Below are 25,421 nucleotides of genomic sequence, written 5' to 3' on the forward strand. Positions count from 1 at the left end.
GATTTTTCTGATAATTTATTTTACTACGGGGAATGCGACGATACGTACTTTGGTAAAACCAAAAGGTACCAGCGTAAATGTTTCTGCGCCAGCATCGACCTCGCCTTTGTATATTCCGGTGCGGTCTGTAACGGGCTGTCTGGCAACTCCGTCTACTGCCTTCCAGGCAGGAATCTTTTTCCCGCTGGCAGTGATCTCTATAGGGGCATTTTGCAAGTTCCATACGAATCTGGCCTGCAAAGGTTTCATTTTTACCTGAAGATGTTGTGCCGGGTCTTTTACAATCTTTTCAAGCAGGCCATAGTTCCAGTCCGATTTAGGAAAAACACTAAAATAATCTCCTTCTTCTTTTTGGTTTCCTTTCTCCCAGCGTTCTTCCAGTTTCAATGCATACACCAACGGGCCGCGTTCGATAGCTCTGGAATTGCGGCCCCAGTTTGAAGTGGTCAATTGCATGGGCAGTTTCAGCGTTACTTTATCTTTGTTCTTCCAGTTCTGTGAAAGCGAAACAATTGTTCCGCCTTTTGCAGTCTGTACCTCAACCCCATTTATTGATATCCGGGCTTCCTTGCACCACACCGGAATTCTCAGTTCCAGGGGAAATCCAACTGCCTTTTTGGTGCTGAATTCGAAGGTGATCTCGTCTTCAAAAGGGTAATTGGTATTTTCATTTATAATGATCTCTTGTTCTCCGATTTTTGTTTTCAGGACGTTGGGCGCGTATACGAGCGCTGCCAGTCCATTATGCGCTGTTTTAAACCAAAGGCTTTGCGTATATTTTGTCCAGCCCTGGTGCATATTGGCCAGGCAACAGGTGTATCCGCTGCGCATTCCCAAAACATTGTTCATCTGCCTGTCAAACGGGAGCGAAAAATCAAATACTCCTCTGCTGATCTGGACCTGGTTGGCTATCTGGAAATATTGTTTATTGTTAAAATCGTCTGTAGTCTGCGGAGGCAGTGCATTGAAGGTCATGCGCTCCAGCGCATCCATATATTCGGTATCTCCGGTGATTTGGATGATCTTTTCCAGGGAATACATGGCCTCCACTGTAGCGCAAAGTTCTACTCCCTGTGTTGGCAAATTGCCATGCAGGTCTTCATCAGCAGAAAAAACACCCATTGGTAAACCATGCAGTGTCATCAAGTCCCTGAAGCCGGTTTTCAAGCCTTTCAGATAAGAAACATCACCTGTACGCTGATAATCAATGGCAGGGGTTTTTAACGCCATACCCACATTGACTCCATGTCTGTTCATCCAGTGGGCATCGTTTTGCTGTGTTGCAGCACCAATCACCCAATCGCGGTTGCTCAACAGCTCACTCCAGGGAAAGCTTTGTTTTTGGATGAGCTCCGCCAGTTCCAGCAATGACTGATCTCCATTTAGGGTATATAACCATTGGGCCATCATGGCGTTGTCATGTCCTCTTGATATTGCCCACTCCGTCCATTTTCCAATACCTGCCTTCTGAAGTGCTGATTTTTGGTAGTCGAAATACTTTTCCATAAAACTGATCACCCTTTTATCACCAGAGGCAGAATAATATTGCTGCATTACTTTTAGCATGACCATTTTCGGCCACCAGTCGTCTCCATTTTCAGGATGCTGAACGTCGACCTGTTTACCCTCGCGCTCGGCATTGGTGATCGCTCCAAAGTATCCGGATGGCCGCTGGTGCTCCAATACCCAATTGATATACTTCAATACCTTTTGTTTGAGTACAGCATTATCCAGTTGCCAGGCCAATGGTACTGCCCCATCCAGCCAGTAAGGTGTTTCTTCCCATGAATCACCTTTGCCACCAAGCCAGCCATTGTCATTTTTTACTTTTGGATATACTTCATCAAGGTGACCTGTTGTGCCAGCGAGCATGGTCTGAAGCTGGTCCCTGAGCCATCCGGCCGGCTTAATGGCGCCCAGCGCAACTTCAGTATATTTGGGTTTAACGAACCCGGGATTCCTGGCAGCAGTTTTTTTGTTGTTATCAGGCTTAAAAGCCAGCAGCAGAAAAGCTAAGGCAGCAATTGTTGTTTTGCGGTTCATATATGTGGTTAGTATTGGTATTTATCGGACAAAATAAGCAAACCCAGGAGCTTTCACTTCATATTCTGTCTCAAAATTTCGCTTTTTGGTATCATGTGCTGTTCATATTTATTTAGAAATCATGGGTAATTATTTATCTTAGGTAAAAATTAACCTTTCCTCAATGTTTGGTCTTTTTAGCCAGTATTATTATATCAGCATCCCCTTACAGCTTTTGGCCATTTACCATGCCTATAAAACTGGCAGAAGACAATGGATCTACTTGCTGGTATTTATTCCGGTAATCGGAATAGCTATTTATTTCTTTATGGAAGTGCTTCCTGATATCAGGCGTGGCGGGTTTTTGCATAATCTTCAAAAATATTTTCTGCCGAATCAGAAAATCAGCGAATGGACACGCAAAGTACAAATCTCTGATAATGTAACTAATATACTGGGCTTGTCGAATGCTTATGCTGAACGAAAGCAATATGACAAGGCCATTGAACTGTCCCTAAGTTGTTTGAAAGGCCTGTATGCTGATGATCCTGGTATTTTTCTCCAGCTCGCCCGTCAATATTTTCACAATGGACAGTACAAAGAGAGCATTATATATTTCGACAAACTCAATAAGGTAAACAGCAGCCGTTTCAATATGGTAGAAGATGACCTGCTCTATGTACGGGCACAGGATGGGGCCGGACAAGAACAGCTTGCTGATGAAGGTTATAAGCGGGTCATCAGAATTCATCATTCTGTTGAAGCACGGTATTATTATGGGTTATTCCTAAAAAAGCAACAGAGAAAAGAAGAAGCACGGGCGCAATTTCAGGCGGCCAGGGAAGATTTAAAATTAATGCCCCGATACTTGCGACGTAGATATGGGGTATGGTCAAGGCGTTCGCTGAAGGAATTGCTGTCAATGAAATAAGAAAATGAAACTATGAAATTACACCTTTCGCTCCTGCTGATTTTTGTTTTGAGTGCTGTCCTGTCTTTTATAGGCTGCAAAGAAGTCTTCACCTGGTTTTTAGAATGTATTCCCGCATTTCTAGGGGCGCTCATCCTGGTGTTGACCTACAGAAGGTTTATGTTCAGCAACTTCACCTATTTCGTGATCTTATTGCATGCCCTGATCTTGATCATCGGCGGGCATTACACCTACGCAGAAGTCCCATTGTTTGACTGGATCAAAGAAACCCTTCATCAGTCCAGAAACAACTATGATAAAGTTGGGCATTTTATCCAGGGTTTTGGGCCTGCGCTCATAGTAAGGGAAATATTTGTAAGAAAGGCTGTGGTCAATGGAAAGAAATGGCTTTCTTTTATCATCATCAGTATTGCTCTGGCCATCAGCGCATTTTATGAGCTCATTGAATGGTTTGTTTCTGTAAATTCCGGTGAATCCGGTGATGCATTTCTCGGTACTCAGGGTTATATCTGGGATACACAGTCGGATATGCTAACTGCGCTTATAGGCGCTTTTGCTGCTGTTTTATTTTTTAGTAAAATCCAGAACAGATCGATTGCGCGCATTTAATAATACGGGATAAATAAAGTTGAACAATTGGCTTGTTATTTGCGATGAACTAAATAAAAAAGCGATTATGATACAACTGATTATAAAAATATTACTGATGGGCCTGGCAGTTTTCCTGGGTGCAAGAATCGTACCCGGAGTTCAGGTAGACGGTTATACGACTGCAATAATTGCCGCTTTATTAATCGCTCTGGCAAATGCAACCGTAGGTTTTATTCTCCGTGTCCTTACCTTCCCGATTAACTTTTTAACCCTTGGCCTGGTTTCATTCATTATCACTGTACTGATGATCCTGTTGGTGGACAATCTGATGAAAGGGTTTAATACCAGTGGTTTTTTTGCTTCTGCATTGCTTGCTATAGTTATAGCGCTCATCAATGCGTTGTATAGTGTGATCGCCGGATCTGATAAAGATTAAGTCCGCACAAAATCCATTTCATCTCCCTTTTAACTTTTATTAACCTCAACTGGTTTTTCTAATATGAATGTTTCAACTCAAAAAATTGTAATTGTAGGCGGAGGGTTTGCCGGGCTGAACCTTGCTAAGAAAATGGCAAACCACGATCAATATCAGGTAGTAATGGTCGACAGAAATAACTATCACTTCTTCCCGCCGCTACTTTACCAGGTTTCAACGGCTTTTATTGAAGCTTCAAATATCAGCTACCCTTTTCGCAGGATGTTTCAGGGCAAACGCAACCTTAGCTTTTACATGGGCGCTTTAATAAAGATCAATACAGAATCCAATACCATTGAAACTGAAAACGGGACACTGGATTACGATTATCTGGTCCTTGCCATGGGTACGGAAACAAACTATTTCGGACTGGAAAACGTAAAACAAAAAGCGCTGCCAATGAAGACGATTGACGATGCGCTGCACCTGCGGAACCATGTACTGCTCAGACTGGAGGAAAATGTGCGATCCACTGATGTAAGGGAAAAGGAAAAATTGGGGAATGTGGTGATAGCGGGCGGAGGACCGACCGGGGTTGAAATTGCCGGCATGCTTGCCGAAATGGGCAGTAACATTATCAAAAAAGACTATCCAACGGTTAGAAGTGGTACGGGCAGGATTCATTTAGTAGATGCAGGAGATACCCTTTTAGGGCCCATGAGCCAAAAATCACAAGAGGAAGCTTATAAAATCTTAAAAAAATTAGGTGTGAATATCCACCTCAATACTATGGTAAAAGACTACCTCAACGACCAGGTAATGTTGAGCACCGGAGAACATATCAATAGCGCTACCTTAATCTGGGCCACAGGAGTAATCGCGAGAGAGGCTCCCGGCCTGGCTGCTGAAGTAATCACAAGGGGGCGAAGGGTTGCGGTAGATGAATACAACAAAGTAAAAGGAACTGAAAATATCTTCGTCATTGGAGACCAGTGCCTTCAGCTTACAGACGCAAAATTCCCGGATGGTCACCCTCAATTGGCACAGGTAGCTATCCAGCAGGGCAAATTACTTGCTGATAACCTGTTAAACATCGCAGCGGGCAAACCGCTGAAAGCCTTTAAATATCATGATAAGGGCAGTATGGCAATCATTGCCAAATATAAAGCCGTTGTAGACCTTCCTAAAGGATTTTTCAAGGGTTTCTTCGCATGGATTGTATGGTTATTTATTCACATCATACCTATCGCAGGGTTCAGAAATAAGGGAAAACTGGCATTTAACTGGTTCTGGAGTTTTATAACCAATGACCCTACGCTAAGACTGATCATACGACCTGAAAAACAAAAATGACGATCACATATTCATGGCATGATGATGTGGCGCTGGCAGGCCCTTCTTAAAATTAAGCGTCTTTAGCTTTATTTTTTGAATCGCATTGCTTCCTTCCTTCAGCTTTATAAATTGATTGGGCGAAATATCTTTGAAAATCTGGATCTTGCCGCTTCCATGCCATTTTATTTCAATTTCATTAACTGTTGTTGCGGCTCCTATGCCTATCTCCCTTCTCAATGTTGATGCTCCAAAACTCCCGCCCGAGTTGACATCCCTGTATATATAGCGTGTTTTGCCATTTTCGGTTATCGTAAGTTTAACTCTGGTTCCGATAGCTGCTTTATTAGAAGCGACTCCTTCTAAACTGATATTGATCCAGTTATTTTTATTCTGACCAGGATTCAGGAAAAATGAACTTGGGAAAGCATCACCGATATATGCACCACCCATTTCGATATAAATATCCTGATCACCATCATTGTCCATATCTGCAAATGCTACCCCGTGTCCCTTTTGCAAGCTGCCAACCCTGGCGGATCCCGTTACATCTGAAAATTCTTTTCCATTGACATTTCTGAACATTTTATTGGGAACCAGAGACTCAAAGTTAGGATTTCCGGTACCTAAAAACATGTCCAGAAAGCCGTCGTTGTCAATGTCCCCAAAATTAGACCCCATGGCGAATGCCGATTTGAAGAGTCCGGCCTGTTTGGTTACATTGGTAAAAGTGCCATTGCCATTATTGTGATACAACACTGGCTGACCAATAGACTCCATAGGCATTTTCAGGCTTTCTGCTGCTGCATAATAGGCCAGTGTTCTTTTAAAAGAATAATCGCCTGCGAGAATATCCAGCCAGCCATCATTGTCATAATCCCAAAACCAGGTAATAAAGCTGCTGTTTTTATCGATGCCCAACAAAGCTTTTTCGGTTACATCCTCAAAAACAGGGACTTTACCCGATATACCCTTATTTCTTAAAAGTATTCTTTTGCCATCCATTGCACTTATGAACAGGTCCTTCCAGCCATCGTTGTCAAAATCACCGGAGGATACTCCTTTAACGAAAGCGATCACATCTGTTTTCGCAGCCGCGGACACGTTGCTAAATGTGCCGTCATGGTTATTGATATAAAGTTCGCAGGGATACCGTGTGCTAAGTTTCTCCGTGAAACTCTCGTTACCAATAAAAAGGTCCAGCCAGCCGTCATTATTGAAATCATTCCAGGTGGCAGTTTGTGTAGGAAAAGAAGACAACAGGCCACTTTCTATCGTTACCTCGGTAAATGTACCGTCACCGTTATTCTTTAAAAGAGAATTGTGGTGATTGCCAAATTCAGCCTTCCATCCGCCTCTTGTTAAAAAAATATCTTTATATCCATCATTGTTGTAGTCGGTCTGCATCATATTGATGCCACTGGTGATCGATCCCAATCCGGATTTCCCGGAAACATCAGTAAAAGTACCGTCAGCATTATTTTTAAAATGATGCATTGGATCTTCCAGACCCCATGCGGAAGTTACAATATCCAGATAGCCGTCGTTGTCAAAATCCTCAGTGATCACACTTCCTACCTGGTTGTTTACATTTATCTTAAGCGAGGCAGCAATATCCTCAAAAGGGACAACCTTATCTGTTTCAGGATATGGACTTTCCAGCAGATATTTTTTTGGTACTCCTGCCGGATATTTATTCAACGTCATATAAGCTATATTCATCAGCCACCTTGATTCAATATCTTCGGGGTCCCTGTCCAGTATCTTTTCATAAAGCGCTATAGCTTTAGCCGAACCCGTCGGGTCTTTATGCAATCCACCTCCCCGTATCGGATAAATACAAGATTCTGCCGTATGATTGGTCAGGCAATTATTTACTTCGCCCATTCTTAAATAAGCAAAAGCCAGATCCGCCTGCAAATTGTTCAGATCAAAATCAGAACCCTTCACTGTTGAGTCATTTGCGATCGCTTCATACAATTTAATGGTTTCATTTATATTTCCCAGCTGCATAAAGACTTTAGCCCTGGCATAATTGACGCGCAAGGTGGTATAGGCATCGGCCTGTTTTAATACGGAATCCAAAAAAACTATTCTGGTCTCAGGATTGAAGATATTGTCGGGATTGTCTGCCTGTTCTTCTTCTGCTCTGATTATTGCCTTTATTTGAGCATCCGTCTGTTCTTTGGGTGAGGGCTTGCAATAAATTAGCAATGAACAACTGAGGGCAAGCAGAATACGTCTATTGAAAGCCATTGATTTTTTTAAGAACTTTAGATTAAATTTGGCATTAAGATATATATATTTCCGCTCAAAGACATGAAAAATATTGTTGTACTCACCGGAGCTGGAATAAGTGCAGAAAGCGGGCTCAAAACATTCAGGGATTCTGACGGGCTTTGGGAAGGCTACAACATTGAAGATGTTGCCACTCCAGAAGCATGGCAGCGAAATCCAAAACTTGTGCAGCAATTCTACAATGAACGACGAAAATCCGTTTTGGAGGCAGAGCCAAATGAAGGGCATACGGCCCTGGCAAGACTGCAGCGAAACTATAATGTTCAAATTATTACTCAGAACATAGACGATTTGCACGAACGGGCCGGTTCAAAAAATGTATTGCATTTGCATGGGATTATTACACGCGCTCAGTCTGATGTTGATCCGGATCTGACCTATCCAATTAACGGCTGGGAGCTGGTTACTTCCGATGTCTGCGAATATGGCAAGCCATTAAGACCGCATGTAGTATGGTTTGGTGAAGCTGTACCTAATATGCAGCGGGCTGTTTCATGCTGTGCCAGGGCTGATATTTTCGCCGTGATAGGCACAAGCCTGCAGGTTTATCCGGCTGCCGGCTTAACACAGTATGTCCGTACTGAAGCGCTGAAATACATCGTCGACGTCAGGATTCCATATACAGGAAATATTCCATTCAGAAAAATAGAGCAGCCTGCAACTATAGGAGTTTCACTAATGATAGAGGAGCTTTTAGCCGGACTTTAAAGAGCCCTGGCTTCTTTGCCAAACTTTTTCAGCGTAATGACATGAGACCGCAGCGCCGAGAAAAAAGTCTTGCTTTCGATATAAGGCAGGTTAAATTCCAAGGCAGTTTTTTTCACGATCTTAGAAATATCTCCATAATGAATGTGACAAACCTTTGGAAAAAGATGATGTTCGATCTGCCGGTTAAGTCCGCCAAGGAAAAACGCGGCAATTTTATTATGAGTGGCAAAGTTGGCTGTGGTGCGCATCTGGTGCTCAGCCCATGCTTCTTCGATATTTCCCTGCTCGTTAGGCACCGGAAATATCGTTCCTTCAACAACATGGGCAAGCTGAAACACCAAACCCATGGTCAGTCCTTCGGCAATATGCAGTGCAAAAAAGCCGACCATGAATTGCCACCAGGAAATATCCAGGACCATTAATGGCAGCACTATAAATAAAAAATAATACAGCGCTTTATAAAAGAAGAGGTTAAAATATTCCAGTTTAGGATGCAATGTTGTGTGTTCACCGATTTTCTGCTGAAAGAATTTTTTATAATCTTTAGTGAACACCCATGACAATGAGGCAAGGCTGTATAAAGGAAATGCATACCAGTGCTGATATCTTTGTATATGGTTTATCTCTTCTTCATCAGAAATCCTGATCAATCCGGGGGCTACTTCAATGTCCTCATCGTGACCGGGAATGTTGGTGTAAGTATGATGTACGATGTTGTGCGTAATGCTCCAAACATACGGATTTGCGCCTACTAAATTAAAAACAAGACTAAAGAATTTGTTTACGCTTTTGTTATCCGAGAAGGAACCATGAATGGCATCGTGACAGATATTAAATCCAACAAAAGCACTAAACATACCCAGCAATGCTGCCATGATCAGCATCAATAACGGAGACAATATTCCTGAAATGATCAACAGGTATAATCCTGTAAACCCTGTGAGAAAAAAAATGGTTTTGGCCCACATATGACCGTCAGCATTGCGGCTAAGCTGATTCAGCCTAAAGAATTCGTCTACCCTGCTTCTGGTTGTAGCGTAAAAAGGGGAACCGGAAGATGTTGAGAATTTGAGTTTTTGAGACATGAGGCTATTGCTTGATCAACTTCATGCTAACAAACAAATGTGCCAATTTCGGGTGCTGAATTAAAGTGGATTGTTATTCAGAAAGCCCATAGTGCTTTCTGAAATTGTAATACAAATGTAATGAAATTTTGTTAAATTACTACTAATCAATGTATTTTATTCACTCCTAATTGATCTGAATGTTCCATAAGGAACTGCCATAGAATGCTCCAGACTCTCCAGGCATAGAAATTTATCGTTTATCAAAGAATAAAAAAACACTTGATACAGGATTGTTGTATTATTGACAATAGTATTTTAAAATATACGGCTATGAAAAATCTCCTTCTATTGCTAATCTTCAGCATCATTGTTTGTCTGTTACCTTCCTGCTCTTCTTCAAGAAATTCATCAGCTGAAGCAAGACCAAAGAAGTCCAAAATAACGGGTGTCCGTCCTAACGTGAAAACCCCGAGCATTGGCGTCATCAATGCCAGCGGAGATGCGCTCACTCCCGGGATTAACTCTGCAAACAGAAACGGCGCGGGTTCGGAGGAAAATGCTACTGCAATTGCCAATAATGCCATCACAAAAGTAAATGCTGCTATAAGAAGACCACAATTAAAACTTGATACCATCACTGGTCAGGACTTCATTAAGAGAATTTCAGCTATTGACAACAGGGAGATGAAAATGAGCCAGCTGGCTTTGGCAAACTCAGCGAGTCAAAAGGTAAAAGATTATGCCGCCATGACCATAAAAAGCCATCAGCAACTTCAAAATGACCTGGATAAACTTTCAGCTAATGCGGTTGTAAAAGGTGCGGAGCTTATTATTACGAGCCTGCAGTTTATAGAACCGTCTGCAGGAGGAGTCAAACCCTCTTCCGGAGAAAGCAAGACTAACTTCGATACCGGGTATATTCAGACAACCATCGAAGACTATCAAGCTCTTATCAGGATGCTTGAAGCGGGCAGCAGGTCTAAAGACGACAGCATTAGTGCATTTTCGGCTAAATATTTACCTGTCTTAAGACAGCACCTATCAGCAGCACAGGACCTTACCAGAAAATAATGGTCATTGACCGATTTTCAGCAAAGTTACTACACCATCCATAGTGGCCACCAGAATTGAATCTTCCGCCAGCACGTTGACGGTATTGACCATCGAATTATCTACCTTGTGTGCCCATAATGGTTTAGGAACTGCCGGGTCAAATGTATAAATCACGCCGTTTTTAGTTCCGAATGTCACTCTTCCGTATTTAGCGATCAGCATAGAAGGCACATGCTCATAACCAAAACCAAGGTTTAGCCGCCACAACACTCCCGGATCTGCAGACAGGGCTTTATACGCAACCACCTCATCGTTCATAGTTTTTCCAAGAATCAAAGAGCCGTCCTCTGACATACCGATAGATTCTCTTACACCTGCCTCTTTGCTTCTCCATAGTGTATTTCCACTACCTGCGTCTATTGCCGTGAGAAAACGGTCAGGTGCAGCAATATAGACAATTCCGTTATGGGCAACAGGTGTACACATGGCCGGCGAAAACATACGGTTGCCGTTTCCATTGTTCCACTTCCATAACAATTTTCCGGTAGCCTGATTTACGGCATACAAATGCCTCCCCCATGAACCAAAGATTACTTTACCCTCATAGATCAGAGGCATGCCCACTATAGCACCCTCCACCCCATCAAATGACCATACTTGCCTGCCTGTTTTCACATTTACCGCCCTGAAACTTCCGTCACTGCCGCCTATATACGCGGTATCTTTTTCTATCACGGGGGACCCCAGCACAGCCGCTCCGGTCTTGTATTTCCAAAGCTTCTTTCCCTTGCTCAAATTTAATGCATAAATATTCCCGTCTCCTGAGCCGAGTATCACCCGGTCTCCGGCTATGGCAGGTGAAGAATAAATGGCTCCTTTAGTCTTGAATTTCCATTTCTTTTGACCGTCGTTTAGTGTAAGTGCTTCAACTTCACCTATGCTGTTTCCAAATACCACAACGTTTGCACCTGATGCGGGGGTAAGCACCACATTTGCAGGTGCATGATACTTCCACACTTCCTTCACTGCCGGGTAAGTATTATTAATATTGTAAGACGGCCGTTCTATTTTTGCAGTAACTATAGACTCATACTTTCCAAGTGTAATCTTTCTCCAGGCAGACGCTACCGGTACTCCTGGTTTCTTTACGGCAAAAAACACAGAGTCCTTCCGCATTGTCACCACGTTATATCCTCCTATGCTATCTTTTGCCCTCAGGTTGGATCTTCCCATTGTACCTGCTACACCTTCGAAATCCAAGGCCTGATTGGAGTGCCCATGACCGCAAATGACATATTTGATATTGTGCTGTTTAATTCTGTCAATGGCTTCATACCAATTGTCCAGACCATTGTCAACCGGGTAGTGATTGATGAACACGACAGGCATAGTTGCGGGAGTTTTTTTGAGTACATTCTCTAGCCAAACTATCGCGTCACGCGGGATATGTCCGTCAGACATCCTTACATAAGGTCCTGACGCACACGCTATAAACCTGTAGCCTTTATGATCGAAAGTGAATTTATCATATCCAAATTCCTTAATAAAATCTACACCACCGGATTCTGACCAGCCGGTATCGTGATTGCCAGGAACCACATACCAGGGTTTTTTCAAAGCGGATAGTATTTCTTTGGCCAGAGCGATCTCTACTTTTGTTCCCATTTCAGTTATATCACCTGTGAGCACAATAAAGTCGAGATCATCCTGTTGATTAATGTCATTGACAGTTCTTCGGAGATCTGCTTCACCGGTCGAAGTCCCCACATGAGTATCTGATACAAAAGCGTATTTAAAAGGCTGAGCGGTAACATTAGAAAAAAAAGCAATGAATATAAAAAAGGTAATAAGGCATTTCATATGGGATCGATATTAATGTGATATACGAATTTACATTTTATTCCCGTTCATTTTATGCATTGTCAGTCATCACTTTCGCCGAAGCATAATTTTTATATATTTTAGTTTTAATGTATCACCAAGAACCAAAAAAAGCGACTAAACCGAAAAAGCTCAAACTTTTCAGAGATCTCCTCTCTCTGCTCCCTGATTTAAAAATTGCCAATAAACAAACTGCCGAATTGATATTTATCAGGTTTTTTTACTTAATTTTTGGATTTGAGAATATGGTGATTGATCAAAATGGATATATCTACAAAGTGTCCGGAAAGGAGGAACTGATATCACTTTTTATGACTGCCAGTAACATTCGGACTGAAGATAAAAATCTTATTAAATTGTTTAAGGGCTTTTACAGAAGCGGTCATAGCCAGACTGATGATCTGGATATCTACATCAGGATATTTAGTAAACTAAAAGAGTTAGGCTTTGATTTTAAATATGTCATTCATTCTACATCCGAAAAGGTCCAGAGTGGAGTCGACCTTGAGCGGGCTGATCGCCTGATTGACGCTTTGAAAAAATTTTTAGCAGAGAATCAATCAAATGTCAATTTCATCGATGAGCACATCTTACTTAACAACATTGATCTTCCTAAAATTCAGGAACGTCTAAGGGACCAGATACTGCACAAGAAAATTGGCGACATGGCTCCGGATAAAGTTTTGGTGGCCTATTATAAGGTTTATCAAAAACTGCCAAACATCTAAACAGATTCCTTTCTGTCTGTTTTCATCATGACCAGGACTGCACTTTCTACAGTATAATTCAGTTTATGTACAAATAAGTCTGCGTCTTCAAGGTTCTGGGCAAGAAACAGTACAAGATCCTTAAAGTAAACCACTCCGATACATTTTCCGCTCTCAAATACAGGCAGTACAAATTCTTTGTTGGTTATCATAACTTCAAGCACCGACATTATCATTTGTTCGGAATCAACTCTGACTCTTGCCTTCTTAAAGTGATTAAATGTTTTTTTAGCGTTAATTACAGACTTTATCATCAGTATTACAAGGGTTTATATATGAAAGTTATTAGAAATAACTTCTATTAACAAACAATAGGCCAGAGATAAAATATGTTCTGAGATTTGCCAGATCATAGTCCTAAAAATCTTAATCCATGTTAAATCATTTAGCCTTCACACCATAAAATGCCATAAGCTGCTTCGCGGATTTTGCCATCTCCTTGTCAGTCAGCGGACGATCGTAGATTAAAAATCTGGCCATTTCCCCAACAAATGATTCTCTGCCGGGATGTTCAATAGCATCTCTCTCCTGACCGATAGCCATTCGTGAAGAATTTGCTTTCGTATTTACCGGAAATGGGCTGGTTGCTATTGGGGTTGTCCCATCATTAAGATACAAAGAAAGTGTAACCGTATCTGTCCCTTTATCCATTCTGCCCATGATCAGGTAGTACTGATCCTGCTTAAGTATCTCCTTCGAACTTACATATGGGTTATTCTTGTCCCATCTTCCAAAAGTGATCGCGTTTCTGCTGCTCATCCAAAAGCTATTGTCATCTGCAAAACCTCCCCAAAAACCTTCATTATTAGGTCCATTTCGCAAGTTCCCAAAAAAACAATTCACATCTTTCAGTTCACCGGGCTGTTTACCGGGCTTTACAACACAGAACCACGTATAACCACCCCCAGTAATCAAGTGATCAAACGCATCCTCATCCATATTCAGCAGTTCCTGCTGTTTAAAAGCGAGTGTATTATGTCCTTTCAATCCGGCCACATTCTTTACCAGCCTGGGCCTGCCCGATCCGGCTACCTTACGCCCTTCATCACGCCGGGAAAAGTCTTTAACTGCAAATGAAGTCACCTGATTCTCCCATTTTTCAACAAGATCAACTTCACTGGTAACTACACCTTTATCTGCATTGAGATCTACTATCAGGTTATTTTGAACTATTTTCTGTGCATAAACGCTTCCCGTCAACAGGAAAAACACAAGCAGGATTATTTTTTTCATAAGGAGTTGCTTTATAAGCTAATATAGGCTAAAAAAACAAACTTGATTAGCTTTTTAATCCATTGTCTTTGCAGTATGTTAAAGTTCTTCGATCTTAATATCGCGATAATAAATTTCAGCGCCTTCAGACTGCAGTAAAATCCTTCCGCTTGTGATACTGAGGTATTCTCCCTCATTCACCAGAATCCCATTCACCATAAATATAAATTTCCCGGTATTAGATATCACTTCTACCCGATTCCAGTCACCATGCGGACGCTCACCATCCTTAATCTTGATAACTTGTGCATAATCTTTGGGTTCGGTCTGCAACCCATCCACGAAGGCCGTTACACTGTCGATGAGCCATAAATCACCAACGTCGCCTTCCTGTATCTGGCATTCCGCACATTTTGGCCAGATCTTATTGCTCACCAAATCTACATTGAAACAGATCCCTGCATCTCGTTTCTCATGTTCTCTGGGCGGGAACTTCTTTTCACCCCATTTGAATTCGAGAGAGAGATGAAAGTTCTTATAACTTTTTTTTGTTGCAATATATCCAAAGTCCTGACCGGTTACGTGAATTGTTCCATTCTCAGCTGTGATCACCTGCTGAGGATCCTTATCTGCGCCCTGACGCTGTAAAAATTTTGTCCAGCCGTCCAGATTATTACCGTTAAAAATGGGAATCATTTTCGTTGCTTGTCCATTTGCTGGCATCCAAGGCAGGAAAAGCAATAAGAAAATTAGTTTTTTCATATGTTATCTTTTGAAATTACGGTCCAGTCGTCACTCCCATGTCCCTTCTCAATCCATTCATCCATCACTTTTGCAATAGCAGGAATCAATGTGAGTTTTTGTCCTGCCTTATCAGCCGCGCTGATCATCAGTCCTGCATCCTTTCTTGCCATATTCAATTCCCAGGAAGGTTGACTAAAGTTGCCTTCAGTTATTTTTTTCATCCTTGACGGCATGGCAGCGCCCGGGTTCCAGTTGCTGAACAGCTCAAGTACATCAGCAGCAGGAATATGCAGGGACTTGGCCAGGGACAAAGTGTCAGAAACGCCAGCTGTCATACTCAAAAGAAAAAGATTGCCAACCAGCTTCATTCCAGCTGCTTTTCCTTCTTCAGTTCCTAAGTTGATCAGCTTGCCAGTCATTCCGCTTAACTCCTGGCTTAGCCTTCCGATCACCTCCTGATCTCCGGAAACCAACATAGAGCCGGATCCATCAAGAGCATTCATCGGTCCCATAAAAACAGGTGCATGTAAATAGGTATAGCCTTGAACTTTCCAATACTTTGTCCTTTCAATAGCTCCTTCAGCGGAAGTCGTTGTATGATCTATAATAACTGCACCTTGTTTAAACCCCGGAGCTGCTTTTATTAGCACTTCATCCACCGCAGCATCATCCTTCAAAGTCAAATGGATCAGATCTGCGTTCCTTACCGCGTCTTCGACTTTTTCAAATGTCTTAGCCCCAAATTCTTCAAGTGCAGCAGCTCTGCTATGCGTCCGGTTCCAGACATTTACATCCTCTCCTTTTTGGCACATTGCCTTCACGAAATTTGAACCCAGAAGGCCCATACCTAAAAATGCTTTCATTGCAATAAACTAATTAAGGCATAAATATACCTATCCTTCTATTCACAATAGCGATATAGTTTATTTGAAAGTTTATTGTTATGTAAAATACAAGTAAAGAAGGATTCAGATTAGTCCTGTATACTGCTGATAATGTTCTTTAACTGACTGGCCTGGATCACGCCGCTTTGTCTCCATTTCACTTCCCCATTCTTGAAAAGAATCAGCGTTGGCACACCCCGGATATTATACTGTCTGGAAACGTCAGGATTTTTATCAACATCAACCTTGAGAATGGTGGCGCTATCGCCAACCATACCTTTTAGCTGCTGAAGAATCGGAGCCATCATCTTACAAGGGCCACACCATTCCGCAGAAAAGTCAACCAGCACTGGTTGTTCTGAACTGATAATCTCTTTAAAACTTGCCATATGCTATCGACTTTATTATTTGCTCAGGTATTTCTGGATGTCATTCACATTAGGCCCCGTAAACTTTATGATATCTCTAAGTGCCATTGGCCTGATCCCGAATTTGTTGGCCCAATATTCAACCTCATAGTTCTCAGCAACATTAACTTGCTCAGAGAAAGGATTTGTTTTCTGTTTAAGCTGCATCATCTTTAATTTTGGAATAACTACAATGCACATCTCGTGCCAGTTATTACAAGTTAGTACTTAAATTCGATACAATGAACCTTATATTGATGCATCAGATACCTGAAATAATATTACCCCCGGCGCCGCACCCGCGGCTACCGGGAGCAATATTATTTAGAGGCCATAAGCACTGATTTCACCTAAGACCATATTGTTTTCCGGTCCGCTTACAGCCACAAATTTGAAATACCTGGCGAGCGGCTTAGATGGAATGTTATAAACCTGCTCACCGTTGATCATCCTGTTAAAATCATAAATTCCAAGATCAGTCCAGGTCACATTATCCATGCTGACCAAAAACTGGATGCGGTTTGGTGCACGATTATCACCACCAGTTTCAAAGGTTGTACGCCATACGCCAAACCTGGAGATTGTTTTTTCTCCGCCAAGATCTACGGTCATAAAATGTGGATAGGAAGAGCCGCCCGCCAAACTGTGCCAGCGTGTAGCATCAGTACCGTCTATTGCATTCTTCACTGCATTGTCAGCACCCGGATGCTGTGTTGAAAATGCTGTGATCTTCCATTCTGACTTATCAAAAGCAAAGTCCTGGCCCTGGCTGTAGGCGGTGTTAAATACATCTATCGACAGCGAATCGGGTCTGTATAGCGTACGGTACTCGTAGCGTGTTCCCGGCTTATAGTCATTGATGGTAGTGACCGTCTCTTTTGACAGTACTTTTTTAACACTTTCTGCCCCGGCTGTGTTGGTGTAAAGGACTTCCGTCATGAATGCGCCGTTTGTTATGTCAGCCCCTGCCCAATTGATACTGACCACATTTCCGGCGGCATTTACTTTATTCACGTTGGCAATCCTGTTCAGCAGACTGTTCTGATAGATTTCTCCATAAGCAGCGCTGATCAGTTCAACCGGAACAGAAACATGCCCCTGGTTGTCATAAGTGTATATGGTGAAAGAGTAGGATTTCTCCTCTAAGTTACTAATGACCTGCGAGATACTGTCTCCGGTAACGGGTATCGACAGTTCAATGGAATCCCTGAAGTTATTCCAGTAGATCCCTGCCCTGGTAACGTTGGGGTCAGTACCCCTTGGCCAGGAAATCCTTACCCTGTTCTTTCCCGACTGAACGACTGCCTTATTGGCTTTTCCCGCATAAATAATTCCCCCTGGCACGATGAATTGCTCATAAGTACTATCCATCTTCTTACATCCGGTAACGACCATTAAGCAGATGATTAGCAATGCTAAATAACTATATATAGATTTCATGTTGAGTTTGATTAAAAGTTCTTGTTTTTTCATGGTGCCAGTTGTCCCCAAAACGTCAATTCCGTTATGACCACCTGTGCGGTACCGCCCCATGTGGCTGTCGTTTTAAATCTGATGTAACGCACAGGAGGCAGAGGATCGGTAAATTCAAAATCCTCACCCTTGGTGATGGCGTAATTCACATCATCCGCGGTAGTAGTGCCATAAGGCTTGCCGGAGGGCTTAAAGGACTCAAACGTTCCCAATAGGGTCCAGTTAGTCCAGCTTCCATCCAGATTGGGATTGTCCGACCCCCATACTTCAAAAGATTTTACCGATGCACCGGTATAAGGACTTTCATGGTACTGGAATTCCTTGAACCTGCTGAGCACGACTTTCTTTCCCATATCAAAAGTAAACCACTGCGGAATCTTCGAAGTGTGCGGAGTGGCAAATATGTTGTAGGAAAACTTGTCATCCCACACCTTCGGCATCGAAAAGGTTTCGACAAATAAATAAGTATCCGTAGGCAATTTCACCTCCTTAAAAGTATTCTTCGTGATCAGTTCCTCATACAATGGAGTCAATACTTTGATAAGGGTATCTGACTTGTTGTTCCAGCGGTCTTTAAGGTAAACTCCGAATTTCTTTTCATCCGGAAGAAATCCCCTGGCCGAGAATTTAGCTTTTAATGAGGAGGAATAAAAAGTATTTACCGGTGCCCAGGTACCACGTCCCGTGCTGTCAACGATCACAACAATGGTCAGGTTTGCCTGGTTACTGTTCTCAACGCTGACGTTCACGCCTCCAAAGGTTGGGATCATGGCTAATTTCTCAAAAGAAGACAATATAGGCGGACTTTCCGGTCTGAACTGCACAGCGAGCGGTTCAGAAGCTTTTTCATTCTTCCCTACGCTATAGATCTTCACCTCATGCATTGAGGTATCACCATAACCCACCAGCGATAAGGTATCTGTGAAAATTGATGATTTGGCTTCCCTGGATATCCCCGGTTGAATTTCGTACACCGCCTTGACATAAGAAAGATTCGGATCAGCAGGAACCCGGTAAGTGAGAATGGCACCACCAGGTTTGCTTTCCACCTTTACATTCGTGACCGGAGATGGCGCCGGAGCATTAGGATCTGCAATTAAGCCAACACGCTCCTCTTTAGAGCAACCATAACCTATAGTTACCAGCAGGCAGATTATAACAAAATATAGTATCTTTTTCATCTTAGTTTTTTTTAAGTTGTTACCAGCCTGTGTTCTGTACCAGGTTAAAATTACCCGTAAGGTTATTTTCGGAAATTGGCCAGAAGTAATCTTTCACGCCAAACGTCTGCCTGTAAATCGTGACTGGTCTGTAGTAAGCCGCGGCAGTTTCCTGACTCAGGCCCCAGCCCTGTACAGGAGTGTTCAGCTCTTTTGCAGCTTCCTTCCAGCGGCGCAGGTCCCAGAACCTTTGTCCCTCAAAAGCCATTTCAATCAATCTTTCCTGATGGATGATCTCTTTCATGCCCGCAGGTGTTTCAAATTTTGTCGGATTGGACGAGAACTGCGACCATGACGATTCCACGCTCTTTAGTCCTGCCCTTTCCCTTACCAGATTGACATATTTATACACCTCCGGTCCCGGCCCCTCTGATTCGTTCAGTGCCTCTGCATACAACAGATATAAATCTGCCAGTCTCATGAGAGGCCATGGGTAGCTGGTGAGAAAGTAAACACTCACGGATCCCTGTACATTCTGATAATGCACATACTTTTTGACCGAATACCCGGTTATCGGACCATATGCAGGATTGGCCATGCCGTGAAGCTGCCCTCTTTTACCCATTACGTAAAATAGTTCTAGCGGCGCTTTATCATTGAACTTTCCCTGACCATACCATACGCCGCCATCAAAGCCCAGGTCTGCATAGAAACGCGGTTCCCGGTCGAAGTTTAATGAAGCCGTTGTATAACCATTTCGGATCAGCAGCTGGTCTGCCGCTCCGGCAGTTCTCAAACCGGTTCTGTTGTTGTAGTCAAACGTGTTATCTTCCCTGATCGGCACCCCATTTTTTGTATAAAAAAGTTCTGCCATCTTCAAGGTCGCGTTGATGTCCTCTCTAACGGCCGTATTATCTGAAAATGCCGGATCCAGTTTGGGCGAAGCTGAAGTTTGCAGCGAAATCACTTCACTTTGCGTATTCGCCCAGATGATCTCGCTGTTCCATTTTTGAGCAATGCTGTTCCTGATGCTCATTTGTGTTCTCAACATCGGTGAGAGATCTGCCTGCTCAAAATTTGGCTGGAAATAGAACAGCTTCATACCAGCGGCTTCACATACCTCAATTGCCTTTTTACAGGCAGTGGCAGCAATTGTCCATTTTCCTTTATCGTAAACAGAATTGAACAGGAGTTCTCCATTCGAATTTTTAAGCCCCGCCTGGTCAGCATTGCCATTAAAGAGCGGGCTTGCCGCAGTAACCAGGATTTTAGCTTTCAGGGAATAGGCTATCGCTTTGGTGATCCTGCCATACATTGCAGCATTGGTAATGCTTTCCGGCAGATCTGTTATCGCTTCATCGATCAGGCTGGTCACATAACTGAAGCATTCATCTGCAGAAGCCCTGAAAACCTTAACTTGGTTGACATCAGCGTCAACAGGTAAATTTTCCTTGATCAGAGGAATTGGCCCATACATCCGGATCAGGTAAAAATGATAATAAGCTTTCAGAAATTTTGCTTCCGCAATCCAGCGTGAACGCTCAAGTTCATCCAAATCAGGAACTTTACCAATATTCTCTAAAAAGATATTACAGTCCCGCAAGCCACGGTACAGATTCGTCCAGTAATCATCGCCATATGGGCTAACCACGTTCTGCAAGCCTTTGGCAATATTGAATGAAGAGGTAGTATTATTGGCCACGCGCCAGATCTCATCTCCTGCTAATGCAGGATTTGCCGCAGCATCCGCATCCTTTGGCATATAAGAAAAGCAGGTAAAGAGAAATTTTTCAGCCTGGCTGCGCATTGTAAACGCATTGTCTATTGTAGCGACATTATCCGGAACCACATCGAGGTAATTTTTACAGGAATGCAGTGTTAAAAGAACCGCCAGCATCATTACACCTGTGAATATATATTTTTTCATATGATTATATTTTTCAAATGACCACATTACAGGTCTAGTTAAAGGATACATTAAGGCCTATGTTGTAAACTTTCTGTACAGGATAGCCCAGGCCATTTCCTCCCATTTCTATGTCCCATAATTTAAACCTGCTAAAAGTCACCAGATTGCTGGCATTCACATACAAACGGACCGCAGAAGTTCTAAGCTTTTTTTGCAGTTTTGAGGGCAATGTATAACCCAGCTCTACCTGCTTCAATCTTAAAAATGAACCATTTCGCATAAACCAGGTACTGGGCTGTGCATTGTTGTTGTTTACTGTGCTGCTCAGCCGCGGCCAGAGCGCGTTCACATCCTGCCGGTCTTCAGACCAGTAGCTGTCCGCATAAGCCTTTAAAACCTGGTTGGAAAGGGTACCACGGACTACTTCTCCGTCATAGCGATATGATGCAAATGGCGAGGTAGCAGCAGGATCTATCCAGAACGCTTCGTTTGCCAGCCCCTGAAAAAAGGCGGAAAAGTCAATGCCTTTGTAACCTCCCGACAAGCCAAAGCCGTAGGTTACTTCAGGTAATGTTGGATTGCCAATCGGCACCATGTCTGCTGTTGTGATCTGACCGTCGCCATTTACATCTGTAAATTTGATATCACCGCCGCCATATTCACCAAAATTTTGTCTCGGTGAATTTGCTGCCTCTTCATCGTCTATGAACAGGCGCTCGGCGATATAACCATACTGCTGGTTGATTGATGTACCAATCCTTGTACGGTAACTTTCTTTGTATTTGGGTTCTTCATAGACCTCGAATTTACTGGCTGCATAGGTAAAATTACCCAACGCAGACAGCCAAAGGCTGTTGCTCAGATGTTTCTGATATTCCAGGGAAATGTCAGTTCCCCGGCCAGACGCCTTACCTACATTGGAACGTATCGGCGCAGAGAAACCCATGGTAGTAGGAATAGAAGCACGCGTCATTAAAATGTTCTCCCTCTTTTCCGAAAAATACTCTGCTTTAATATTTAAGTCATTGAACAAACTCAGTTCCAGGGCAAGATTTTTCTTTTTGGATGTTTCCCAGGTGATATCCGGATTCGAGTACCTGGAGACCAATACACCATTGAGCGAATAAGTAGCTCCATCGCCCCGGCCAAAAGTAGCAAACCTGGAAGGGGCGTTCATGTCCACATTGGACAGATAAAAGAACCGGTCTTCCGGAGCACCAATGGCATCGTTACCAATAAGTCCGTAAGTTGCCCGCAACCTTAAGCTGGTTATGATGGGCTTGAGCGGCTCAAAGAATTTTTCATTGGAAACGCTCCAGGCCACACCTGCAGAAGGAAAAAATCCGAAGCGCTTATCCTGATAAAACCGTTCAGAACCATTGTAACCAAAATTAAACTCAGCATAATACCGGCTGTCGTAGTTATAGGTTGCTCGTCCTGATACGCCCAGATTGCGAAACGGAAGTGACAGCTGCAGATTTCCTGCATTGGCAGAAAGATTTTGCTGCATCATGTAAACCACCATGCCGCTAAGGCCATGCTTCTTGAAGTTCCTGTTGTAATTAAAAATGGACTGAAGGTAAAAGACAGAAGACAATTGCTTAGGCCCTTCAGTATAGCCAAGGTATTCAGTTGCCGTTGTTTCATTCATCACATCTATCCGGTACTGATTCGAAAACACATCGTATCCGCCCAGTTCATAGTAATACGGATTGTAAAAACGGCTCACATCAAAATAGGAAGTCCGGTTGGTATTCATCATTGTGTTCCAGGTTAATCCTTCAGTGATTGCCTTCAGGTCTTGCTTTACCTCGAGCTGTGCAAGCATCAGCGAACGGGAAGATTCCTTATAGCCTTTAGTCATCTCAGCATAAGGATTCATGTAATCGGGACCTGTAGACGATCCGATTGATGCGTTACCAAACATAATGTGCCTCACAAACTGATGATCTGAATCTACCGGATAATACGCCGGGAATAATACAGGATTAGAACGCATGACAAGTCTGTACATATCGGCGCCCCCGGTGATAGGTCCCGTATAATCATCGAAGTTACCGTTCAAACGTACAGTTAACTGGGTGCTTTTAGTGATGTCAATGTCAACATTGCTTCTCAAAGTGTAACTTTTGAGATCGATATTATTGTTAAAATTATTTTTCTTATCGACTTTCATGACCCCGTTATCCTTGTTAAAGGAGCCAGACACATAATATCTTGCCACTCCGCCCCCGCCGCTTACATTCAGATTCGCACGCTGGTTGAGGGTATTGCTCTTGAACATGATCTCCCTCCAGTCGTTTGCAGGGAATAAAAAAGGATTAGAGCCATTGATACCGGTATTTGCAATTTTCTCATCAGAGTACATAGGCTGGATCTTTAGTCCGGTCGGATCCCTGGTCAGCGCAGCTTCATTGGCCATCCTCATATAAGTTACAGGATCGGCCAGCTCCACTTCCCTGGTTGGAGACGAAACCGAACTTTCGAGCCGGAATGACAACTTTGCCTTACCCACAGCACCTTGTTTTGTAGTGACTGCGATCACACCATTTGCACCTCTTGCTCCATATAATGCAGTAGATGTGGCATCCTTCATAATTGAAAAACTGGCGATGTCATCCGGTGAAAGCCTCGCCAGATCGGTCGTGGTCAATTCCACCCCATCAATCAGGATCAGTGGCGTGGTTTTATAACCGAAAGTGGTAACTCCCCTGATAAAGAAATTGGCATTGTCCTGACCCGGCTCTCCACTCCTCTGGAAGGCAATCATGCCCGGTACACGGCCCGCCAGCGCGGTTGTCAGATTACTGGAAGGCACTTTCAGCGAAGCGGGCTTTACAGAAGTAACCGAACCCACCATATCGGTTCTTTTCTGTGTTCCAAATGCAACAACCACTACATCGTCGAGCGTACTGACTTCAGGTTTTAAGATTATATTTAATTCCTGAGCTTTTTCCACGGGAATTTCCTGTGTAATGTAGCCTACCATACTGACCACTAAAATTGCATTGTCATCAGGTACAGTGATGGCAAACCGTCCATGAATATCGGTATTACCGCCTACTTTTGTATTGCCCTTAAGTTTTACGGTTGCCCCTGGTATCGGCCCGATAGAGTCAGACACTACCCCCTTGATCACGCGTTCTAAAATTCGTTTGAGTAGCTTTGCTTTGATCACAATGGTCTTTCCTACAATCTCATAGCTGAGCGGCTGATCTTTCAGGCAAGCCTCCAGTGCCTCCGTGACACTGCTCTTGTTCAAATTGACATTTACAGGCCTGGCGGCATCAAGCAAAGAATCCTCATACCAGATCAAATACCCGCTTTGCTTATTTAACTGTTTAAAAACCTCTTCGAGAGGTGCATTTTTAACTGACATTGTAATCCCCTGTGCGTACCCTGAAGCACTTACCTGAAGGCATCCTGCGACAATTACAATAAAAAAGGTTAATCTCATGATCAGAAAAATTTTACTGAGGCTTCCCGTTTTCCCATACCGGGGCCTGCAGATAGAATAAAAATCCATACTTTTACTTTGTTAGGTTTAAGTGTAATATCTCGTGAATAAGTTATTGGCCGGAGCCTGACAATAAAACCGGTAATGTTAGCGCATTACTGGTTTTATTATTCCGTCTAGGGATACGCTTTTTTGTAGTTTTGTTTCATACATGTTTGGTTTATTGATTTTTAATTATGCGGGTTATTTAAGGCATGATGGTGAGGAGGCGGCCTTCCAGTCTGTACCTGATATTACTGGATTCCAATATTCTTGTTAACGCAGATAAGTCGTCTTTCCTTGAAATGCCACCTGTAAATGAGCGTCTTGGAATGGCGCCTTCATATTGTACATCCAGATCATACCACCTGGCGACCTTTCTCATGATCGATTTGATATCCGCTTTATCAAAAGAAGTAATCCCGTTCTTCCAGGCGATTGCATCATCCGCAGCCTGGCCGAGCCTGATCCCTTCCCTTACTTTAGTCTCTTGTCCCGGTCTGATCATTTTACTTTGGCTGCCTGCCGTTACCTTCACCGATCCTTCGAGCAAAGTTGTAGTGGTGAAGGGCTCATCCTCATAGGAATTGACGTTAAAATGGGTGCCCAGAACTTCTACCTGTTGTTCATCCGTGATCACCTCGAAGGGGTGTAATTTGTCATGTGCTATCTCAAAGTAGGCCTCACCTTTCAGCTCCACCCGCCGCCGCTCACTTTGCGCGAACGAAGCAGGAAATTTAAGTGAGGAAGCTGCGTTCAGCCAGACTTTACTTCCGTCAGAGAGCGTGATCTGGTACTGTCCGCCACGGGGTGTTTCTACAATATTGTATAAAGGCTCAGCAGTTGCAGCTGTTCCGACCACTTCGTAAACAAGTTCACCTCCACTCTTTTTCGTGATCCGGATGCCTGTTGTTTTAGCGATCTCAGGGCCGGAAGCATCATCCAGAGTAACTTTGCGGCCATCAGCCAAAGTCAGTACGGCATGGGTTTTCCCGGGCAGGATCTCAGAAGGGTTACCAGGAGCAGCAGTTGCAACCGTCTGTTCCGGTTTATTTGCTGACGTATAAAAAT

At 43.2% G+C, this 25,421-nt stretch carries 22 protein-coding genes; 7 read left to right on the forward strand and 15 right to left on the reverse strand.

Going from position 1 to position 25,421, the window contains the following annotated elements; all coding sequences use genetic code 11:
• Positions 1-15: 15 nt before the first annotated feature.
• Positions 16-2,043: a beta-L-arabinofuranosidase domain-containing protein gene (locus tag VK541_RS10455; protein ID WP_324369760.1), complete on the reverse strand. Its 2,028-nt coding sequence runs from the start codon at positions 2,041-2,043 to the stop codon at positions 16-18.
• A 163-nt stretch (positions 2,044-2,206) separates the two neighbouring features.
• On the opposite strand from VK541_RS10455, the gene VK541_RS10460 reads away from it, so the two are divergent.
• From VK541_RS10460 to VK541_RS10475, 4 genes are all read left to right on the forward strand, one after another.
• Entirely contained in the window at positions 2,207-2,953 is a 747-nt protein-coding gene (locus VK541_RS10460; protein ID WP_324369762.1) for a hypothetical protein, read from the forward strand.
• 12 nt (positions 2,954-2,965) lie between these two features.
• Positions 2,966-3,562 (forward strand): DUF2238 domain-containing protein, encoded by a 597-nt coding sequence (locus VK541_RS10465; RefSeq protein WP_324369764.1) that lies wholly within the window; start codon positions 2,966-2,968, stop codon positions 3,560-3,562.
• 70 nt (positions 3,563-3,632) lie between these two features.
• Positions 3,633-3,980 carry a phage holin family protein gene (locus VK541_RS10470; protein WP_324369803.1) on the forward strand — a complete coding sequence of 116 codons (348 nt, stop codon included), beginning with the start codon at positions 3,633-3,635 and terminating at the stop codon, positions 3,978-3,980.
• 63 nt (positions 3,981-4,043) lie between these two features.
• Positions 4,044-5,312: an NAD(P)/FAD-dependent oxidoreductase gene (locus VK541_RS10475; protein ID WP_324369766.1), complete on the forward strand. Its 1,269-nt coding sequence runs from the start codon at positions 4,044-4,046 to the stop codon at positions 5,310-5,312.
• Positions 5,313-5,315: 3 nt separating this feature from the next.
• Here the strand turns inward: VK541_RS10475 and VK541_RS10480 are convergent, their stop codons facing one another.
• Positions 5,316-7,547, reverse strand: a complete 2,232-nt coding sequence (locus tag VK541_RS10480; RefSeq protein WP_324369768.1) for a CRTAC1 family protein — start codon at positions 7,545-7,547, stop codon at positions 5,316-5,318.
• Positions 7,548-7,610: 63 nt separating this feature from the next.
• Between VK541_RS10480 and VK541_RS10485 the strand changes: the two genes are divergently transcribed.
• On the forward strand, positions 7,611-8,297 hold the full coding sequence (locus VK541_RS10485) for an SIR2 family NAD-dependent protein deacylase (RefSeq protein WP_324369770.1): 687 nt from the start codon (positions 7,611-7,613) through the stop codon (positions 8,295-8,297).
• Here VK541_RS10485 and VK541_RS10490 read toward each other — a convergent pair.
• Positions 8,294-9,382, reverse strand: a complete 1,089-nt coding sequence (locus VK541_RS10490) for an acyl-CoA desaturase (RefSeq protein ID WP_324369772.1) — start codon at positions 9,380-9,382, stop codon at positions 8,294-8,296. The two genes, VK541_RS10485 and VK541_RS10490, sit on opposite strands and share 4 nt — an antisense overlap.
• Positions 9,383-9,694: 312 nt before the next feature.
• Here VK541_RS10490 and VK541_RS10495 point away from each other — a divergent pair, with 312 nt between their 5' ends.
• Positions 9,695-10,435: a DUF4142 domain-containing protein gene (locus tag VK541_RS10495; RefSeq protein WP_324369776.1), complete on the forward strand. Its 741-nt coding sequence runs from the start codon at positions 9,695-9,697 to the stop codon at positions 10,433-10,435.
• Between the two features lie 3 nt (positions 10,436-10,438).
• Here the strand turns inward: VK541_RS10495 and VK541_RS10500 are convergent, their stop codons facing one another.
• Positions 10,439-12,277: a PQQ-binding-like beta-propeller repeat protein gene (locus tag VK541_RS10500; protein WP_324369778.1), complete on the reverse strand. Its 1,839-nt coding sequence runs from the start codon at positions 12,275-12,277 to the stop codon at positions 10,439-10,441.
• A gap of 110 nt (positions 12,278-12,387) precedes the next feature.
• Between VK541_RS10500 and VK541_RS10505 the strand changes: the two genes are divergently transcribed.
• The gene (locus VK541_RS10505; protein ID WP_324369780.1) at positions 12,388-13,026 is read left to right on the forward strand and encodes a hypothetical protein; all 639 of its coding nucleotides are present in this window, start codon (positions 12,388-12,390) and stop codon (positions 13,024-13,026) included.
• Here VK541_RS10505 and VK541_RS10510 read toward each other — a convergent pair.
• The 11 genes from VK541_RS10510 to VK541_RS10560 all read right to left on the reverse strand — a co-directional run.
• Entirely contained in the window at positions 13,023-13,217 is a 195-nt protein-coding gene (locus tag VK541_RS10510) for a hypothetical protein (RefSeq protein ID WP_324369781.1), read from the reverse strand. The two genes, VK541_RS10505 and VK541_RS10510, sit on opposite strands and share 4 nt — an antisense overlap.
• Before the next feature lie 229 nt (positions 13,218-13,446).
• The gene (locus VK541_RS10515; RefSeq protein WP_324369783.1) at positions 13,447-14,298 is read right to left on the reverse strand and encodes a LamG-like jellyroll fold domain-containing protein; all 852 of its coding nucleotides are present in this window, start codon (positions 14,296-14,298) and stop codon (positions 13,447-13,449) included.
• A gap of 78 nt (positions 14,299-14,376) precedes the next feature.
• The gene (locus VK541_RS10520; protein ID WP_324369785.1) at positions 14,377-15,039 is read right to left on the reverse strand and encodes a DUF1080 domain-containing protein; all 663 of its coding nucleotides are present in this window, start codon (positions 15,037-15,039) and stop codon (positions 14,377-14,379) included.
• Positions 15,036-15,884, reverse strand: coding sequence for an NAD(P)-dependent oxidoreductase (locus tag VK541_RS10525; RefSeq protein WP_324369787.1), 849 nt, complete (start codon positions 15,882-15,884; stop codon positions 15,036-15,038). Before VK541_RS10525 ends, VK541_RS10520 begins: the two co-directional genes overlap by 4 nt.
• A gap of 110 nt (positions 15,885-15,994) precedes the next feature.
• Positions 15,995-16,294, reverse strand: coding sequence for a thioredoxin (trxA, locus tag VK541_RS10530; protein WP_324369789.1), 300 nt, complete (start codon positions 16,292-16,294; stop codon positions 15,995-15,997).
• A gap of 15 nt (positions 16,295-16,309) precedes the next feature.
• Entirely contained in the window at positions 16,310-16,483 is a 174-nt protein-coding gene (locus tag VK541_RS10535; protein ID WP_324369791.1) for a DUF3606 domain-containing protein, read from the reverse strand.
• Between the two features lie 153 nt (positions 16,484-16,636).
• Positions 16,637-17,752 carry a DUF4998 domain-containing protein gene (locus VK541_RS10540; protein ID WP_324369793.1) on the reverse strand — a complete coding sequence of 372 codons (1,116 nt, stop codon included), beginning with the start codon at positions 17,750-17,752 and terminating at the stop codon, positions 16,637-16,639.
• A gap of 29 nt (positions 17,753-17,781) precedes the next feature.
• A complete protein-coding gene (locus tag VK541_RS10545) occupies positions 17,782-18,966 on the reverse strand; it encodes a DUF5000 domain-containing lipoprotein (protein WP_324369795.1) in 1,185 nt (394 codons plus the stop codon).
• A 19-nt stretch (positions 18,967-18,985) separates the two neighbouring features.
• Positions 18,986-20,872, reverse strand: a complete 1,887-nt coding sequence (locus VK541_RS10550; RefSeq protein ID WP_324369797.1) for a RagB/SusD family nutrient uptake outer membrane protein — start codon at positions 20,870-20,872, stop codon at positions 18,986-18,988.
• 34 nt (positions 20,873-20,906) lie between these two features.
• The gene (locus VK541_RS10555; protein ID WP_324369799.1) at positions 20,907-24,311 is read right to left on the reverse strand and encodes a TonB-dependent receptor; all 3,405 of its coding nucleotides are present in this window, start codon (positions 24,309-24,311) and stop codon (positions 20,907-20,909) included.
• A gap of 247 nt (positions 24,312-24,558) precedes the next feature.
• A partial coding sequence (locus tag VK541_RS10560; RefSeq protein WP_324369801.1) for a FecR family protein occupies positions 24,559-25,421 on the reverse strand: 863 nt, incomplete at its 5' end.

This window comes from Pedobacter sp. (genome assembly GCF_035317785.1).
Lineage (GTDB): Bacteria > Bacteroidota > Bacteroidia > Sphingobacteriales > Sphingobacteriaceae > Pedobacter.